The sequence below is a fragment of the Streptomyces sp. AC1-42W genome, from assembly GCF_003248355.1.
In the GTDB taxonomy this organism is placed as follows: domain Bacteria; phylum Actinomycetota; class Actinomycetes; order Streptomycetales; family Streptomycetaceae; genus Streptomyces.
Genome location: NZ_QKWY01000001.1, coordinates 3,046,248 through 3,062,798, shown reverse-complemented (window position 1 = coordinate 3,062,798; position 16,551 = coordinate 3,046,248). Strand labels below are relative to the sequence as shown.

Genomic DNA, 16,551 nt, shown 5'->3' with positions numbered 1-16,551 from the left:
TAATCACGACCACTGACAGTGGTGGGGTCAGCGGCGTCGGCGGGCCAGTTCGGCGTAGAAGCGGAGGAGGTCGAGGTTGTCGACCGAGCCGGGGTTGACCGCCTTTTCCAGGGCGGTTCCCTGGAGGAGGCGCTTGACCGGAACCTCGATGCGTTTGCCGGTGAGGGTGTGCGGGATGCCGGGGACCTCGATGACCTCGTCCGGGACGTGGCGCGGCGAGAGGTTCTCGCGGATGGTGCGCTTGATGCTGTCGCGGAGTGCGTCGTCGAGGGTGGCGCCTTCGGCGAGGTGGACGAAGAGGGGCATCCAGTAGCCGCCGTCCGGTTCCTCCAGGCCGATGACGAGGGATTCGCGGATCTCGGGGAGGCGTTCGACGGCTTCGTAGATGTCGGCGGAGCCCATGCGGACGCCCTGCCGGTTGAGGGTGGAGTCGGAGCGGCCGTGGATGACGACGGAGCCGTGGTCGGTGAGGGTGATCCAGTCGCCGTGGCGCCAGACTCCGGGGTACACGTCGAAGTAGCTGTCGTGGTAGCGGCTGCCGTCGGGGTCGTTCCAGAAGCGGACCGGCATGGAGGGCATCGGCTGGGTGACGACGAGTTCGCCGACCTCGCCGGTGAGCGGTTTGCCGGCCGGGTCCCAGGATTGGAGGTCGGTGCCGAGGCAGGCGGCCTGGAGTTCGCCGATGTGGACGGGAAGGGTGGGCACCGCGCCGGCGAAGCAGCTGCAGACGTCGGTGCCGCCGCTGACGGAGGCGATCCACAGGTCGTGGGCGAACTCGTCGTGGAGCCAGCGGAAGCCGTCCGGCGGGAGGGGCGAGCCGGTGGTGGCGACGCACTGGACGCGGGAGAGGTCGAGGTCGCGTCCCGGGTGGATGCCGGCCTTGCGGCAGGCCATGACGTAGGCGGCGGAGGTGCCGAAGAGGGTGGCGCCGGTCTGTTCGGCGACGCGCCACTGGGCGCTGATGTCGGGGTGGCCGGGGCTTCCGTCGTACAGCACGAGGGTGGTGCCGGTGAGGAGGCCGGAGACGAGGAAGTTCCACATCATCCAGCCGGTGGAGGTGTACCAGAAGAAGCGGTCCTCGGGGCCGAGGTCGCAGTGGAGACCGATCTGCTTGAAGTGTTCGAGGAGGATGCCGCCCTGGGACTGGACGATGGCCTTGGGCAGGCCGGTGGTGCCCGAGGAGTAGAGGACCCAGAGCGGGTGCTCGAAGGGGACCTGCTCGAAGACCGGTTCGGTGTCGGCGGCGGTGAGGGCGGCCCATTCGAGGGTGCCTTCGGGGGCGTCGGTGCCCAGCAGCGGGATGTGGACGACGGCGCGGAGGGTGGGCAGTTCGCGGCGGAGTTCGGCGACGGTGTCGGCGCGGTGGTGTTCCTTGCCGCCGTAGCGGTAGCCGTCGACGGTGAACAGGACGACGGGTTCGACCTGCTGGAAGCGGTCGAGGACGCTGCGGGCGCCGAAGTCGGGGGCGCAGGAGGTCCAGACGCCGCCGACGGCCGCGGTGGCGAGGAAGGCGACGACGGCCTGCGGGATGTTGGGGAGGTAGCCGCTGACGCGGTCGCCGGGGGTGACGCCGAGGGCGCGCAGTTCGGCGGCGAGCGAGCCGACCTGGCGGCGCAGTTCGGACCAGGAGGTGGCGGCCTGGGTGTGGGTCTCGTCGACGTGGAGCAGGGCGGGGGCGCCGGCGCGCAGGGGGTCCTCGGCGGCGCGCAGCGCGTGTTCGGCGTAGTTGAGGGTGGCGCCGGGGAACCAGGTGGCGCCGGGCATCGAGCGGTCGCCGATGACCTGCTGGTACGGGGTGGAGAAGCGTACGTCGAACCATTCGGCGACGGCTTTCCAGAAGGTGTCGAGTTCGTCGACGGACCAGCGGTGCAGACTCGCGTAGCCGCCCTCGGCCGGGGCTCCGTGGTGTGCGGCCGCCCAGCTCTGGAATCGGGTGACGGCGGCGGCCGCGACGCGGTCGGGGCCGGGCTGCCACAGGGGGGCTTCGTCGGCTGCTGAGGTCATGGGGGCGACTCCTGGTGTGACGGGTACGCGGTGTGTGCGCAGGTCGCGCGCACGGGCGGGGTGTGCGCGTGAGGCGATGCAACGGACGATGCCACGTGATCGTCTTTCGCACCAGGGTGGCCCGTACATGGTTCGGTGCCCGAGCAGGTGGGCCGGCCATGTGCGACGCGGGGTGAACGGGAGTTGAACGGCGCCTGTCGGCGGCCGGGCGGGTGGCAGGGTGAGCGGCATGAACGGTCGTGACCTGGTGCGCTCGGTGAAACTGATGGGTTCGAGGCGGGGGCTGCGTACGGTGCGCTCGGCGTGGCGCCGGGCGCGCGCGGACGCGCGGGCGCTGCCGGGGCGCGGGGCGGAGCGGGCGCGGGTGCCGGGTCCGGTGACGGGGGCGGAGCCGGGGCCGGGGGGCGGGGTGGTGCGGTTCGCCCGTTCGGAGCTGCGTATCCGGGTGGCCGTGGGCGGGGCGGTGTTCTGGGGGTGGGACGGGGCGGAGCCGCTGCCGTCGTACGCGTTGCCGGGCGAGGCGCCGGACGCCGATCCGCGGGCGGTGCTGGAACCGGGTACGGACGGTGGCTGGCAGGTGGTGTCGGAGCGGCTGACGGTGGCGGTGTCGCGGCACGGGGCGGTGGAGCTGCGGACGCCGGGCGGGGTGGTGCTGCGCCGGGAGCTGCCGCCGCGCTGGTGGGAGCCGGTGGGGGGCGGGGCGGCGCGGTGGGTGCAGCGTGCGGAGGTGCCGGCGGACGCGCGGTTCTTCGGTCTGGGCGGGCGGGCGGCGGGGCCGCGGCTGCGGGACGGGTCGTACGCGCTGTGGAACACCGATCCGGGCGGGCGGTTCGGGCCGGGTGACGATCCGCTGTATCTGACGATGCCGGTGCAGGTGGTGGTGTCGGACGCGGGGACGCTGCTGGTCTTCCACGACAACACGTGGGCGGGCCGGGTTTCGCTGCGGGAGGGGTCGGAGGGCGCGGGTTCGGGGCATGACCGGCCGGGCGTGTCGGAGGTGCGGATGGAGGGGGGTCCGCTGCGCTGCTGGGCGGTGGCGGGGACGCCGGCGCGGGTGCTGGCGGGGTGGTCGGCGCTGACGGGGGCGGCGGCGGTGCCGCCGTCCTGGGCGCTGGGGCCGCAGCACGCGCGGTGGGGTTTCGGGTCGGCGGAGGCGGTGCGTTCCATTGCGGCGGGGTATCGGGAGCGGGGGCTTCCGCTGTCGGTGCTGCATCTGGACATCGACCACTACGACGGGCACCGGGTGTTCACGGTGGACCGGGAGCGGTTCCCGGATCTGCCGGGTCTGGCGCGGGAGCTGCGCGGGTACGGGGTGCGGCTGGTGTCGATCGTGGACCCGGCGGTCGCGGTGGCCGGGGGGAACGAGGTCTACGAGGCGGGGCTGTCGGTGGGCGGTTCGGGGGCGTTCGTCCGGGACGCGCGGGGGCGTGCGGTGCGCGGGGAGGTGTGGCCGGGGGTGTGCGTGTATCCGGACTTCACCGATCCGGATGTGCGGGTGTGGTGGGGAGAGTGGTACGCGGAGCGGCTGGCTCAGGGGTTCTCCGGGGTGTGGCACGACATGAACGAACCGGTGTCGTTCGCGGCGTTCGGTGATCCTTCGCTGCCGCGTTCGGCGCGGCACTGCCTGGAAGGGCGGGGCGGGGATCACCGCGAGGCGCACAACGTGTACGGGCTGGCGATGGCGCGGGCCGGTTACGAGGGCCTGGCCCGGCTGCGCCCCGAGGAGCGGCCGTTCCTGTTCTCGCGGTCGGGGTGGGCGGGGATGCAGCGGTACGGGGGTACCTGGTCGGGTGATGTGGCGACGGGCTGGCCGGGGCTGCGGGCGTCGCTGGCGCTGGTGTTGGGGCTCGGATTGTGCGGGGTGCCGTATTCCGGGCCGGATGTGGGCGGGTTCGACGGGTCGCCGTCGCCGGAGCTGTATCTGCGGTGGTTCCAGCTGGGCGCGTATCTGCCGCTGTTCCGTACGCATGCGGCGATCGACGCGGGGCGCCGGGAGCCGTGGGAGTTCGGGGAGCCGGTGCTGTCGGCCGCGCGGGAGGCGCTGGTGGAGCGGGAGCGGCTGCGCCCGTACTGGGTGACGCTGGCGCGGCTGGCCGCGTCGACGGGGGCGCCGTACGCGCGTCCGGTGTGGTGGTCGGAGCCGGGTGACCGGGCGTTGCGGGACTGCGAGGACGCGTTTTTGCTGGGCGAGGCGCTGCTGGTGGCCCCGGTGCTGGAGCCCGGGGTGGTGCGGCGCGCGGTGCCGCTGCCGCCGGGGCACTGGTACGACACGGTGAGCGGGGCGGTGTACGAGGGGCCGGGGCAGGTGGTGGTGGAGGCGCCGCTGTCGCGGGTGCCGGTGCTGGCGCGGGCGGGGTCGGTGATTCCGGTGCGGGGTGCGGACGGCGGGGTGGAGCTGGAGGTGTGGGCTCCGGTGGAGGGGCGCGGCGGGGGCGGGGTGGTGGTTCCGGACCCGGGTGACGGCTGGGAGCCGGTGGTGGTCGAGCGGTATGTGACCCGGCTGGAGGGCGGCCGCGTCGTGGTGGAGCGGGAGGGCGGGGGCGAGGCGGACCGCCCGGTGCGGGTACGGGGCGGGGTGGCCGAGCGGTAGGGGGCGGCTCGGCGGAGGCCGGGGGCTCGTGGGAAGCCGGGGGCGCCGAGCAGAAGCCGGGTGCGCTGGGCAGAAACCGGGTGCGCTGGGCAGAAGCCGGGGGCGCCGGCGTAAGCCGGGAGGTCCGGCGGAAGCTGTGACATCCGGCGGAAGCCGGTTGCTCGTGGGAAGCCGGGGGCTCAGTTGTAGTGGCCCGTGAACCAGCGGTGTGCGGCCTCGGTGTGGAGGGGGAAGGCGAGCGTGGCGGGGGCGGTCAGCAGGGTGTGGCCGGAGGTCTCGTCGGTGGGGGCGGACGGCGGGAGGGTGTCGGCCGGGCGCTCGGGAAGCAGGCCGAACAGCAGGAGGTGTCCGTCGGGCGAGCTGAGGGCGTCGGCGAGGCGGACGTCCTCGGCGCTGGCCGCGATGCCGGTCTCCTCGCGCAGTTCGCGGACGACGGCGTGCCGCCAGTCCTCGGCGTGGTCGATGAAGCCGCCGGGCAGGGCGAGGCCGCCGCGCGCGGGTTCGATGGTGCGGGTGATGACGACGAGGCCGGTGGTGTCGCCCCGGCGCACGGGGAGCAGGGCGACGGCGACCGGGAGCGGGTTGCGGTAGGCGGTCCGGCCGCAGGCGGCGCAGGTGCGGGGCCAGGTGTCGGGGGTGGGGAGCCGGGTGTACGGGGCTCCGCAGCCGGGGCAGTGGGAGTGGGTCACGGGCTGCTCCGTCTCCTCGGGGGCGCCGGGTGGCCGGGCGCGGACACGCGCGGACTGTACCGGATCGCCCGCCGGGCTCCCCCGCGCATTGGAAGATGTGCACATGACAGGTATCGCGACCGCTCTCCGTGCCCCGGCGGCCAGTGCCGCCGCCCTGCTCGCCCTCACCGCCACCGCTCCGGCGGCGCACGCGAAGCCCGAACCGAAGGCGCCGGAAGCCTTCGTGTCGCTGCGCTCGGTGGACCCCACGATCATCCAGGAGATGCGCTACCCCACCGCCCACACCTTCATGGGCGGGCCCGTGGACGGCTACCGCCAGCCCCTCTGCATCCTGACCCGGCCGGCCGCCGAGGCCCTGCGCCGCGCCCAGCGGGAACTGCTCCGGCAGGGCTACTCGCTGAAGGTGTACGACTGCTACCGCCCGCAGCGGGCCGTGGACCACTTCGTGCGGTGGGCGAAGGATCTGGACGACGAGACGGTGAAGGCCGAGTTCTACCCGCGCGTGGACAAGTCCCGGCTGTTCGCGGACGGGTACATCGCGGAGCGGTCCGGGCACAGCCGGGGCAGCACGGTGGACCTCACGCTCGTACGGCTGCCGGCCGCGCCGACCCGGGCGTACCGTCCGGGCGAGCCGCTGGTGCCGTGCTACGCGCCGCAGACGGAGCGCTTCCCGGACAACTCGGTGGACATGGGCACCGGCTACGACTGCTTCGACACCCTCTCGCACACGGACGACCCGCGTGTGGGCGGGGTTCAGCGCGCCAACCGGCAGTTCCTCAAGAAGACGCTCACCGGCGCCGGCTTCGTGAACCTGGCCGAGGAGTGGTGGCACTACACGTTCCGGCCCGAGGCGTTCCCCGACACCTACTTCGACTTCCCGGTGGCCCGCAGGTCCGTCGCCGGACACGGAACGGGGCACTGAGCCGGCCGCCGCGCACGGAACGCGCCGTGCGCGGAACGAGCGGCCGGGACCACCCCCGTGGGTTCCGGCCACCCGTTCTCCCTCTCGGACGCCGCACGGCCGTTTCCGGTTGCGGGGCGAGCGATTACGGTGCCGGTATGTCACAGCAGACGTTCGAGTCGTACGAAGAGTTCTGGCCGTACTACGTCGCCATGCACTCGCGGGCCGCGACGCGCTGGGTGCACCTCACCGGCACGCTGACGGGGCTCGCCCTATCCGCGTACGGGCTGGCGCGCGGCCGCAAGCGGTATCTGGCCGCGCTGCCGCTCATCGGCTACGGCACGGCCTGGCCCGCGCACTTCCTGATCGAGAAGAACAATCCGGCCACCTTCGGACACCCGGCCTGGTCGCTGCGCGGCGATGCCCAGATGATCCGGATGATGCTGGCCGGGCGGGACCACGAACTGGCGCGGACCGCCGAGAAGTGGCTCGCGGAGAACGGGGGACTCTAGGTCGTCACCGGCTCGCGGGGGCGGTCGGCGCGGGCCAGGGCGTGTTCGACGACGGACACCAGCACGTCCCGCGCCGAGGAGCGGTTCCGCGCGTCGCACATCAGGACCGGCACCTCCGGGTCCAGGTCGAGCGCCGCCCGTACCGTCGCCTCCGGGAACCGTTCGGCGCCCTCGAAGCAGTTGACGGCGACCGCGAACGGGATCGCGCGGCGCTCGAAGTAGTCGACGGCGGCGAAGCAGTCCCGCAACCGCCGGGTGTCCGCGAGCACCACCGCTCCCAGCGCGCCCTGGGCCAGCTCGTCCCAGAGGAACCAGAACCGGTCCTGGCCCGGTGTGCCGAACAGGTACAGCACCAGGTCCTCGCGGAGCGTGATCCGGCCGAAGTCCATGGCGACGGTCGTCGTGGTCTTCGCCTCGACGCCGTCCAGGTCGTCCACCGGACGCCCCGCCTCGGTCAGCCGCTCCTCCGTGCGCAGCGGCCGGATCTCGCTGACCGCGCCGACCAGGGTGGTCTTGCCCACGCCGAAGCCGCCCGCCACCAGGATCTTGAGGGTGACGGGCTCCACGGGCCGCCTGCCGCGGCTAGAGCGCCCGAAGGCCATTGATCACCTCACGGAGAATGTTCACGTCCGGCAGCTCGGCCGGCGGAACGGGACGGGTCACGTGCACCAGTTCGTCGTCGACGAGATCGCCCACCAGGACCCGCACCACCCCGACGGGGAGGTCCAGGGAGGAGGCGAGTTCGGCGATCGACTGCGGCAGCGCACCGCAGAGTTCGAGGATCTCGACGTGTTCCGGGGAGAGCAGCTGGTCGCTGTCCGGATCGTCGGCCGCGGGTTCGGGGACGACGATCGCGATCAGGTCGAGCCGGTGGCGCGACCCGCTGCCGGTGCGTCCGCGGGTCATCGCGTAGGGGCGGACGACGGGCCCCGCGTCGTCGTCGTACCAGTGGGGGGTTCGCGGGCTTTCCGGGGTCTGCGGTGAACCGGGCGACGCGGCGCTCATGGCGTCCGCTCACCCCCCGGAGGGCAGACCGGTCGTCCGGGGCGCGTTGGCCAGGTGGGCGCCGACCCGCTTGACCATGAGCGTCATCTCGTACGCCACCTGCCCCACGTCCGACTCGGACTCGGCCAGGACCGCGAGACAGCTGCCGTCGCCGGCGGCGGTGACGAAGAGGAACGCCTCGTCCAGTTCCACGACGGTCTGGCGGACCCTGCCCACCTCGAAGTGGCGTCCGACGCCCTTGGCCAGGCTGTGGAAGCCGGAGGCGACGGCGGCCAGGTGCTCGCCGTCCTCGCGCGTCAGGTCCTTGGACGCGCCGGTGGGCAGGCCGTCGCTGGAGAGCACCAGCGCCTTGCGGATGCTGGCGACGCGCTCGACGAGTTCGTCGAGGAGCCAGTTCAGTTCGCCGGACCCCTGGCGTGCGGAGCCGGATGCGGTGGCGTTCGGTGCGGTCATGGACCGTCCCCTCCCGGAGTGGTTCCTGGTGCTGTGTCGCCGGGGCCGGTCAGGTCCTCGGCGTTCTGCAGGCGGCCGCGCTGCCAGCCGCGCTGGAGCGAAGCCATACGGCTGCGTACCTCGTCCGCGTCCCGCTCGATGTCGTCGTCGCCCCCGGCGGGGGCGGGTCGCGTCGTACGGGTGTCCGGCGCGTCGCGCAGTTGCGGGACGAGGCTGGCCTGCCGGACGCGGCGGGGCAGGCCGCCCACGGTGTCCGGGGCGGGTTCGGGCCTGCGGGGCGCTTCCGGTTGCTCGGAGCCGGGGTGGGCGCGGCCGCCCCGGTCCACGCGGCGGCCGTGGTCGGCGACGAGGGTGGGCGGGCGGCGGCGCCGGGGCAGCGGCCCGGCCCCGGCCGGGTGCAGGGCCCGTACACCGTCGTCGTCGGCCTGCTGGTGCTGTTCGCGGTCGCCGTCGCGGCGCAGCGCGCGGGCGCGGAAGATGCCGCCGCGTTCGCTCTCGGTGTCCTCCAGGTCGGGCACGCCGTCGAGTACGGGGTCGAGCCCGGAGCCGGTGACCGCTTCGAGGAGCGGGTCGCGGGTGAAGTCCAGCGGCTCGTCGCCCTCCAGCTCGACGGGGCCGTTCAGCAGGGCGGGGTCCATCAGCCCGGTCGGGACCGGGGAGAGTCCGCCCGGCCGGCCGGGCACGGTGTCCGGGCCCGTCTCGGGGCGGCCCGCCGCCGCGCCGGGCCTGCTGCTGGCGATGGCCTTCTCGGACCGGCGGTCCAGGCGGAAGCCCGTACCGTGCGATTCGGGGGCGTCGGTGAGGAGCGTCGCGGGGATGAACACGACGGCGGTGGTGCCGCCGTACGGGGAGGGCTGGAGGGAGACGCGGACGTTCTGGCGCTGGGCGAGCCGGCTGACGACGAAGAGGCCGAGGCGGTCGGTGTCGGACAGCTCGAACTCGGGGGTCTCGGCGAGCCGGAGGTTGGCGTCCAGGAGGACGTCCGGGGCCATGCCGAGTCCGCGGTCGTGGATCTCCAGCGTGAAGCCGTTGGCGACGCGTTCGCCGTGCACCTGGACGGCGGTGTGTGGCGGCGAGAACACCGTGGCGTTCTCCAGGAGTTCGGCGATCAGGTGGGTGAGGTCGGCGACGGCGGGGCCGCCCACGCCGATGCGGGGCAGCCTGCGGACCTCGATGCGCTCGTAGTCCTCGACCTCGGCGACGGCGGCGCGCACCACGTCCATCAGTTGGATGGGCTTGCGCCACTGCCGGGAGGGGGCCGCGCCGGAGAGGATCACCAGGCCCTCGGCGTGCCGGCGCATGCGGGTGGTGAGGTGGTCGAGGCGGAAGAGGTCGGCGAGTTCGTCGGTGTTCTCGGTGCGTCGCTCCATGGCGTCCAGGAGCGTCAGCTGGCGGTGCAGCAGGACCTGGTTGCGGCGGGCGAGGTTGACGAAGACCTCGGAGACGCCGCGGCGCATGTCGGCCTGCTTGACGGCGGCCTCGACGGCGGCGCGCTGGAGGGTGTTGAGGGCCTGGCCGACCTGGCCGATCTCGTCCCGCTCGTACTGGAGGTGCGGGGACTCGGTCTCGACGTCGATCTGTTCGCCCGCGGCGAGGCGGCGCATCACGCTCGGGAGGCGTACGCCGGAGACCTCGTGGGCGTCCTTGCGGAGCCGGGAGAGGTCGCGGACGAGTTCCCGGCCGATGCGTACGGAGACGAAGACGGAGACGAGGAGGGCCAGGAAGCCGAGGACGCCGGCGATGCCCGCCTTGATGAGGACGCCGTAGCCGGCCGGTTTGCCCCGGTCCCGGAGGCGGTTGTTCATCTCGGTGGAGTCGTTGGCCAGCCGGTCCAGGGCGGCCGGGGCGACTTCCTGCCAGCGGGCCGCGTCGGCGGTGCGGGGGCCGGTGGTGGGCCCCTTGCCGATGATCTTCTCCTCGGCGGAGCGCAGCGGTTCGCTGTCGGGGCCCTGCCAGTACTCCTGGACGCGGCGGCGCTCGGCGGCCGGGAGGGGGTCGAGGTTGGTCTCGTAGAGCATGCCGCGCTGGGCGACGAGGTCGGATATCCGGCGCAGCTCCGGGGCGGTGAGCCGGCCGGCCAGCAGGCCCGAGGCGACCAGGGCGTCCTCGCGGGCGAGCATTTCGCGGGCGCGCGATAATCCGGTCAGGGCGCGGAACTGCTGGTCCATGGAGGCGTTCCCCATGGTGCGCAGGCCGGACAGGAATCGGTAGGTCGGGTCGATCAGCCGGTTGTAGTAGGCCATGGCCTTGAGCCGGTCGATGGTGCGTTTGTCGACGGAGTCGCGCAGCGCGCCGAGCCCTTCGGCGGCGCCGAGAATGGTGTTGAGCTGGTTCTCGGCGGTGGTGCCGAGCGCGTCGCGGATGTCCTTCTCCTTGGCGCTCCTGCTGACTTCGGCCACGACGCGGTCGGTGGCGGCGCGCCGGCGGCGCAGTTCGGGCAGGGCGTCGGACGCGCGCGGGTCGGCGAGGAAGACCAGGGTCTGGCGGCGCTCGCTCTGGATGACCCGGACGGTGTCCTCCAGGGGGTGGCCCACCTTCTCCACCACGGCGCTCGCGCTCAGCAGCTTCCCGGCCTCGCGGCCGGTGAGATAGGTGGTGAATCCCCAGAGGGCGGTGAGGGAGACGAGCGGCACCACGAGCAATGCCACGATCTTCCTGCGGATGGACTTTCCGCGAAAGCGCATGGCCTCTCCCAGGTCATCCCCTCCGGGTCGGGGATGGGCTTCGTCAACAAACGGCGCGAGCCTACTACTGACGCACAGACAACTCGAAGACGTGTCCGGACGATTTTCGGCCGCCTTACCGGGAGTTGACCATGGCTTGTCCCGGTATTCCAGGAGATGAAATTCACGAAAGCGACAGAAGAGCCCCCGAGGAGTGGCACGTTCCTTCACATCCCGGTTGGCTGGAATTCTTCGTTTCGTGACGGGTGTGCGGAATCTTCCCCACCGGTCACTCGTCTGTCTGTACGGGGGTAGAGGGGCTGACGGGGCACGCTCGGGCGGACGGGACGGACCGTCCGCGTAAAAAGGGTGTATGCCGGGCAGCAACCCTGAAGTAGGACAGCGGTGGGAGTGAAGGGTCTTGGACACACAGGAGCGTGGGGGCGCGGTGGACCGCACGGGGGATGTGGGCGAGCGGGAGCGGGCCGTGCCGCGGCAGCCGCTCTGGATCGAGGAGCCCGCGCTGCGGCGGCGGATGCCGGACCCGGTGCGGACGGCGGCCGTGCGCGCGGTGCTCGTCATGGCGCTGACGATGATTCTGGCGATGGTGGCGTTCCTCACCGCGCTCGCCGGGTCCTGGCTCTCCTTCCCGATGGTGCTGAGCGGGGTGGCGAGCACGGTGGTGGCGACCTGGGCGGTGCTGGACGTCTGGATCACCCGCCAGGTGTGGAACCAGCGCAACGGCGTGGTCTCCGAGCCCAGCAGTTCGGCCCGTGCCCTGCGCCGCGAGCGGCGCAGGGCGAAGCGGGCGGCCCGCGCCGCGCGGCGGGACGCGGGGCGGATAGGCCGGGGCGGCGGCGCGGAGCGCCTCTCGCGGGCCTGACGCGCCGCTAGGGAGCCGTACGGGGCTCCGCCGCGGTCTCGGCCGCGTCCGGGGTTCTGGGGGCCGGGGTGGCCCGCTTGAACATGCGGGTGGCGGTGATCTCGCCGTGCACCGTATCGCCGCCGGGGTCCTGCTGCGGCAGTCCGGGGCGCAGGTGCTCCTCGACGCTGATGTACTTCAGTCCGGCCCGCAGGTCCGCGTCGTTGCGCAGCCGGATGACGAGCGGGAACTCCGCGAGGGCCGTCGTGTCGAACAGGCCGGTGGTGTACAGCAGCTGTACGCCGAGCGCGTCGGCCACCGCACGCTGGAGTTCCAGCAGATAGGTGGCGTTGGCCCGGCCGATCGGGTTGTCCAGGAAGAGCGTGCCCGCGTGGCGGTGCTGGGCCCGGTCGCGGCCCCGGTCGTTGCTGCGCAGGGCGGCCATCGTGCAGTACAGGGCGATGGCGGCGGTGAGGAGCTGGCCTCCGGAGAAGACGTCGCCCATCTGCCCCACGGGTACGCGCTCGGCCCGCAGCACGGCGTCCGGCTTGAGGATCTCCACGGCGATGCCCTTGGGTTCGAGGGCGGCCTGCACACCGCGCAGGAGCAGCGCCATGCCGTCCCGGCGCAGGTCGGAGTTCTTCCGCAGGGCGGCCCTGGTGGCCTCGTCGATGACGACGCCGAGCCGTTCGGTGAGGGTGGCCTGGTCGGGCTCCTCGAAGCGGATGCGGAGGAACTCCTGCCCGGACCACTCCCCCAGGCCCTCGGGGAGCCGGGAGAGCCGCTGGGCGGAGCGGAGCGTGGTGAGCGCGGACTCCACCAGGCCGCGCAGCCGGTCCACGATGGAGTCGCGGTTGCGTTCCAGCTGGGCGAGCTCGTCGGTGAGGACCCGCAGCCGGGGCGCGAAGGCGGCGGCCCACTTCTGCGCGTGCTCGGGGAGCGCGGCGGCGGGCAGTTCGCGGATCTGCTGCCGGGCGGGGGTGCGGACCTGCTCGTAGCGGGTGGAGTTGGCGTGCCGTACGAGGACGTCGCTCGCCTCCCGTACGGCCGCTTCGGCGGCGGACAGGTCGGCGGCGCAGCCGCGCAGGGAGCGGCGGGCCTCGGCGGCGGACCGGCGGGCCTCCTCCAGGCTGCCGGGGTACGGCTCGGGGTCCTCCGGGTCGTCCTCGGCGCCGTGGTCCCTGAGCAGGTCGCGCAGCAGGGCGGCGGTCTCGTCGAAGCCGCCCGCCGCGTCCTCGGCGGCGCGGTGGGCGTGCAGCAGTTCGGCGTGGGCGGCGCGGGCGGTGTCCAGCGCGGCGGTCGCGGCGGCCAGTTCGGCGGTGGCGGTGCGCAGGAGGGCCTGGGCCTGTTCGGCGTCGGCGGGCACCCGGTCGTCGGGCAGTTCGGTGTGCAGGCTCTCGCCGTCCGCGGGGGCCAGGCGTTCGGCCTCGCCGCGCAGCCGGCCGAGCTGCTCGCTGGCGGTGGAGGCGCGGGTCTCCAGGAGCTGGACGAGGGATTCGGCGCGGGCGGCGGCGGCCTGCCGGGAGGGGCCGTCCGCGCCGTCGGTGCCCTCCAGGAGCTGGGCGGCGCGGGTGCGGACCTTGTTGGTGAGGCGGTCCAGTTCGGCGAGGGCGGCGCTCTCGTCGCTCTCGGCGCGGGCCTGTTCGGCGCGCAGGTCGGCGCCGACGCCGACCTTCTCGTACAGCTGGGAGGCCGCCCGGTAGGCCTCGCGCAGGGTGGGCAGGGCCTGGCGGGGGGCTTCTCCGTCCGGCTCCGGGAGGTGTTCGGGGGCGCCGGCGATCTCGGCGCGTTCGGCGCGCAGGGCGCGGGCGGTGCGGCGGGCGTCGTCGGCGGCGCGCTGGGCGGCGCGGCGGTCCTCGTCGGCGGCGCGGGCGCGCTCCAGGCAGACGGTGGCGCGGGCCTCGCACTCGGCGGCCTCGTCGGTCAGTTCGCGGAGCTTGGCCTGCCAGCCGGCCCGTTCCCGCAGCCGGAAGGCGAGTCCGGCGAGGGCGTCGGCCACCCGGCGGGCGCGCTGGGCGGCCTCCTGGCGCTCGTCGCGGACGCGGGCGGTGTCGGCGGCGGCCTCGTCGGCCTCGGCGCGGACCGTGCGGGCCTCGGCGAGCGCGGCTTCGGCGGTCTCGGCGGCGAGGCGGGCGGTGTCGGCGGCCCCGGCCAGTTCGGCGAGCATGCCGGGCGGGCAGTCGGCGCGCCAGGACCCGATCCGGGCGGCCAGCGCGCGGTCGGCGGCGAGGCGGGCGGCGAGCACCCGGATGTCCTCGTCGCGGGCGGCGGCCCGGCTGCGCAGGGCGTGGCGCTCCTCGTCGGCGGCGTGTTCGTCGTGCATGGCCGGGTTGGGCGGTACGAGGAACACGTCCTCGGCGCCGCCGCCGCTCGCGCCGGTGTCGGGGACGGGGGCGAGGAGGGCCGCGGCGGTGCCCACGGCGACGGCGGAGCGGGGCAGCAGGGCGGCGGCGCCGAGCACCTCGCGGGCGCGGGCGTGGGCGCCGGGGTCGGTGATGACGACGCCGTCGACGAGTTCGGGGCGGGCGGCGAGGACGGCGGCGTGGTCGGCGGGGGCCACGGCCTGGGCGAGGTAGCGCCAGCCGGGCAGGGCGGGGATGCCCTGTTCGCCGAGGTACTCCACGGTGGCCAGGACGTCGGGGCCGGGGGGCAGGAGGCCGCCGTCGCCGAGGGCGCCGAGGATGCGGGCGTCGTCGGCGGCGGCCGTACGCAGTTCGAACAGGCGTCGTTCGGCGGTGGCGACGCTCTGGTCGAGGAGGTCGCGCAGTTCGTCGGCGCCGCGGTCGAAGTCGTCGGCGGCCAGCGGTCCTCCCCCGTCGCGGGGGTGGGCGGCGGTCGTGGTGGGGGCGCTCTGTGCGGCCGGTTCGGTGCCGTCCGGGGCGGCGGGTCCGGTGCCGGGGGCCTCGTCGCCGCGGTGCGGGTCGTCGTCGGGGCGGTGCCGGTCGTCGGCGGCGGCCTGGCGGGGCCGGGGGACGCCGCCCGTGGGGGCGGCGGGCAGTCCGAGGAGTTCGGCGAGCCGGGGTTCGGCGGCGATCGACTCGGCGGCCCTCAGTTCGGCCTCGTACGCCTGCTCGGCGGCGCGGGCGGCGTCCGCGGCGCGGGCGGCGGCGAGTTCGGCGCGGCTCTCGTCGGCGGTGGCCTGCCTGGCCCGGTCGGTGGCGGCCCCGGCGGCCTCGCGGGCGGTGTCCCAGGCGGCGACGGCGGCCTGTTCGGCGTCGTTGGCGGCGAGGGCGGCCCTGGCCGGGTCGGCGTGCGGGGCTGTGTCGTCGAGCCAGCCGGCCCGGACGGCTTCGGCGGTCTCCTGCTCGACCTCGGCCAGGCGCTGGCGCAGATGGCCGGCCTCGCTGCGGGCGCGCTGGGCCTCGGTGGCCGCGGTGGTGGCGTCGCGGTGGGCGGTCTCGCCGGCGTGCTGGAGGGCGTCGGAGCGCTCCTCCTCCTCGTTGGCCCGGTTCTCGCCGGCTTCGGCGGCCTCGTGCAGGGCGCGTACCAGGTCGGCGGCGGCGCGGGCGCGGGCGGCGAGGGCGGGGGCGGCGTCGCGTTCGGCCTCGCGGATGGCGACGGCGACGCGGGCGGAGCGGTCGGCTGCGGCGCGGTGGCGCAGGACGGCTTCGGCGGCCTGCCAGGCGGCGTGCAGGGTGCGGGCGTCGCCCAGTTCGCGGCGCTGGGCGGCGGCGCTCTTCTCGGCGGCGGTCAGGGCCAGCGACGCGTGCCGGTAGGCGAGTTCGGCGGAGATCAGCGCGTTGTGCCCGCGGGTCTCCTCGGCGCCGGTGACGGTGTGGGCGGCGCCGGTGACCTGCTGGGCCAGTTCGGCGGCGCGGCCGCGTTCCTCGCCGGCGCGGGCGGAGAGGCGGCGGGCGAGGGTGCGGGTGCGGCGTTCGGCTCCGGCGTGGATGTCGCGGGCGCGGGCGCGGCCGGTGGCGGCCTCGACGATGCGGCCGAGGAGGTCGACGGAGCCGGCGGTGAAGTCGCGTTCGGCGGTGAGTTCGGCGCGGCGGCCGAGCTTGTTGCCGAAGCCGCTGACGAGGTCGGCGAGGCCGTCCGTGTCGCGGGTGTCGGTGACGGCGCGCAGCAGCAGGTCGGTGAAGTCGGAGTCCTTCTTGACCGCGAAGAGGCCGGCGGCCTCGCCCTCGTCGGCGTTCATCTCGCGCTGGTAGCGGAAGAGTTCGGGGTCGAGGCCCAGTTCGCCGAGGTGTTCGTTCCAGCGGTCGTGGATCTCCTCCCAGTGCACGTCGAGGTGCTGGTAGAACTTCCCGGCCTCGGTGAGGGCGTCGCGGAAGCCCTTCATGGTGCGGCGCCTGCCGCGGGCGCCGGAGGCTCCTTCGGCGGGGCGGCCGACGGCGGTGGACTCGGCGACGGGCAGCGAGTCGAGCCCGAGTCCGGGGCCGGGCCGGAAGGAGTACCAGGCCTCGGCGAACTTGCGGGGGTCGTTGGAGACCTGGCGGCCGCGCCACTCGCTGACCTTGCCGACGACGACGCACTCGCCGGTCAGGGTGTGCTGCCACTCCAGGGCGACGTGGCCGCAGTCGTCGGCGAGCAGGAACTTGCGCAGGACGCCGGAGCTGGCGCCGCCGAGGGTGTTGCGGTGGCCCGGCAGCATCACCGAGAAGATCAGTTTCAGCAGGACGGACTTGCCGCCGCCGTTCTCCAGGAAGAGGACGCCCGCGGGGGCGGGGCGCCTGGGCGGGCCGACCGGCTCCTCCTCGAAGAACTCCGCCTGCGCCGGAGCCGGGCGGGGCACGGGTTCGCCGACGCCGCGCAGGTCGAGCACGGTGTCGGCGTAGCGTGCGCCGGCCGGTCCGATGGAGTAGAGGCGGACGCGGGACAGCTCGTACATGGCGGCGGACTCTCGTCGTTCGGGAAGCGGTGGGAAGA

General features: G+C 74.4%; 11 protein-coding genes. 4 read left to right on the top strand and 7 right to left on the bottom strand.

The features are described 5' to 3' along the window. Positions 1 to 27 precede the first annotated feature (27 nt). Positions 28 to 2,004, bottom strand: coding sequence for an acetoacetate--CoA ligase (locus DNK56_RS14170; RefSeq protein ID WP_111334030.1), 1,977 nt, complete (start codon positions 2,002 to 2,004; stop codon positions 28 to 30). 229 nt (positions 2,005 to 2,233) lie between these two features. Here DNK56_RS14170 and DNK56_RS14165 point away from each other — a divergent pair, with 229 nt between their 5' ends. Continuing rightward, the gene (locus tag DNK56_RS14165; RefSeq protein ID WP_111334028.1) at positions 2,234 to 4,594 is read left to right on the top strand and encodes a glycoside hydrolase family 31 protein; all 2,361 of its coding nucleotides are present in this window, start codon (positions 2,234 to 2,236) and stop codon (positions 4,592 to 4,594) included. Positions 4,595 to 4,773: 179 nt separating this feature from the next. On the opposite strand, the gene DNK56_RS14160 is transcribed toward DNK56_RS14165, so the two are convergent. Further along, a complete protein-coding gene (locus DNK56_RS14160) occupies positions 4,774 to 5,283 on the bottom strand; it encodes an NUDIX domain-containing protein (protein ID WP_111334026.1) in 510 nt (169 codons plus the stop codon). 103 nt (positions 5,284 to 5,386) lie between these two features. Between DNK56_RS14160 and DNK56_RS14155 the strand changes: the two genes are divergently transcribed. Together DNK56_RS14155 and DNK56_RS14150 are read left to right on the top strand one after the other, a co-directional pair. Beyond that, positions 5,387 to 6,205 carry a M15 family metallopeptidase gene (locus DNK56_RS14155; RefSeq protein ID WP_111334024.1) on the top strand — a complete coding sequence of 273 codons (819 nt, stop codon included), beginning with the start codon at positions 5,387 to 5,389 and terminating at the stop codon, positions 6,203 to 6,205. A 137-nt stretch (positions 6,206 to 6,342) separates the two neighbouring features. Next, on the top strand, positions 6,343 to 6,696 hold the full coding sequence (locus DNK56_RS14150; protein ID WP_111334022.1) for a DUF962 domain-containing protein: 354 nt from the start codon (positions 6,343 to 6,345) through the stop codon (positions 6,694 to 6,696). Here the strand turns inward: DNK56_RS14150 and DNK56_RS14145 are convergent. From DNK56_RS14145 to DNK56_RS14130, 4 genes are read right to left on the bottom strand one after another with little or no spacing between them, the layout of a single operon-like run. Next, a complete protein-coding gene (locus DNK56_RS14145) occupies positions 6,693 to 7,298 on the bottom strand; it encodes a GTP-binding protein (RefSeq protein WP_111334020.1) in 606 nt (201 codons plus the stop codon). The two genes, DNK56_RS14150 and DNK56_RS14145, sit on opposite strands and share 4 nt — an antisense overlap. Further along, positions 7,279 to 7,701, bottom strand: a complete 423-nt coding sequence (locus DNK56_RS14140) for a DUF742 domain-containing protein (protein WP_111334018.1) — start codon at positions 7,699 to 7,701, stop codon at positions 7,279 to 7,281. The genes DNK56_RS14145 and DNK56_RS14140 overlap by 20 nt, the downstream gene beginning before the upstream one ends. A gap of 9 nt (positions 7,702 to 7,710) precedes the next feature. Next, complete coding sequence (locus DNK56_RS14135) at positions 7,711 to 8,154, bottom strand: roadblock/LC7 domain-containing protein (RefSeq protein ID WP_111334016.1); 444 nt, start codon at positions 8,152 to 8,154, stop codon at positions 7,711 to 7,713. Then, on the bottom strand, positions 8,151 to 10,838 hold the full coding sequence (locus tag DNK56_RS14130) for a sensor histidine kinase (protein ID WP_199563760.1): 2,688 nt from the start codon (positions 10,836 to 10,838) through the stop codon (positions 8,151 to 8,153). The genes DNK56_RS14135 and DNK56_RS14130 overlap by 4 nt, the downstream gene beginning before the upstream one ends. A 427-nt stretch (positions 10,839 to 11,265) precedes the next feature. Here DNK56_RS14130 and DNK56_RS14125 point away from each other — a divergent pair, with 427 nt between their 5' ends. After that, positions 11,266 to 11,700: a hypothetical protein gene (locus DNK56_RS14125; RefSeq protein WP_241989866.1), complete on the top strand. Its 435-nt coding sequence runs from the start codon at positions 11,266 to 11,268 to the stop codon at positions 11,698 to 11,700. A 7-nt stretch (positions 11,701 to 11,707) separates the two neighbouring features. Here DNK56_RS14125 and DNK56_RS14120 read toward each other — a convergent pair whose 3' ends face one another. Further along, the gene (locus DNK56_RS14120) at positions 11,708 to 16,513 is read right to left on the bottom strand and encodes a hypothetical protein (protein WP_111334012.1); all 4,806 of its coding nucleotides are present in this window, start codon (positions 16,511 to 16,513) and stop codon (positions 11,708 to 11,710) included. Between the last annotated feature and the right edge of the window lie 38 nt (positions 16,514 to 16,551).

Excerpts from the sequence above, each read along its gene's own strand:
- DNK56_RS14135 (WP_111334016.1), bottom strand. The coding sequence starts at position 8,154 with ATGACCGCACCGAACGCCACCGCATCCGGCTCCGCACGCCAGGGGTCC.
- DNK56_RS14155 (WP_111334024.1), top strand. The coding sequence starts at position 5,387 with ATGACAGGTATCGCGACCGCTCTCCGTGCCCCGGCGGCCAGTGCCGCC.
- DNK56_RS14165 (WP_111334028.1), top strand. The coding sequence starts at position 2,234 with ATGAACGGTCGTGACCTGGTGCGCTCGGTGAAACTGATGGGTTCGAGG.
- DNK56_RS14150 (WP_111334022.1), top strand. The coding sequence starts at position 6,343 with ATGTCACAGCAGACGTTCGAGTCGTACGAAGAGTTCTGGCCGTACTAC.
- DNK56_RS14145 (WP_111334020.1), bottom strand. The coding sequence starts at position 7,298 with ATGGCCTTCGGGCGCTCTAGCCGCGGCAGGCGGCCCGTGGAGCCCGTC.
- DNK56_RS14170 (WP_111334030.1), bottom strand. The coding sequence starts at position 2,004 with ATGACCTCAGCAGCCGACGAAGCCCCCCTGTGGCAGCCCGGCCCCGAC.
- DNK56_RS14120 (WP_111334012.1), bottom strand. The coding sequence starts at position 16,513 with ATGTACGAGCTGTCCCGCGTCCGCCTCTACTCCATCGGACCGGCCGGC.
- DNK56_RS14140 (WP_111334018.1), bottom strand. The coding sequence starts at position 7,701 with ATGAGCGCCGCGTCGCCCGGTTCACCGCAGACCCCGGAAAGCCCGCGA.
- DNK56_RS14130 (WP_199563760.1), bottom strand. The coding sequence starts at position 10,838 with ATGCGCTTTCGCGGAAAGTCCATCCGCAGGAAGATCGTGGCATTGCTC.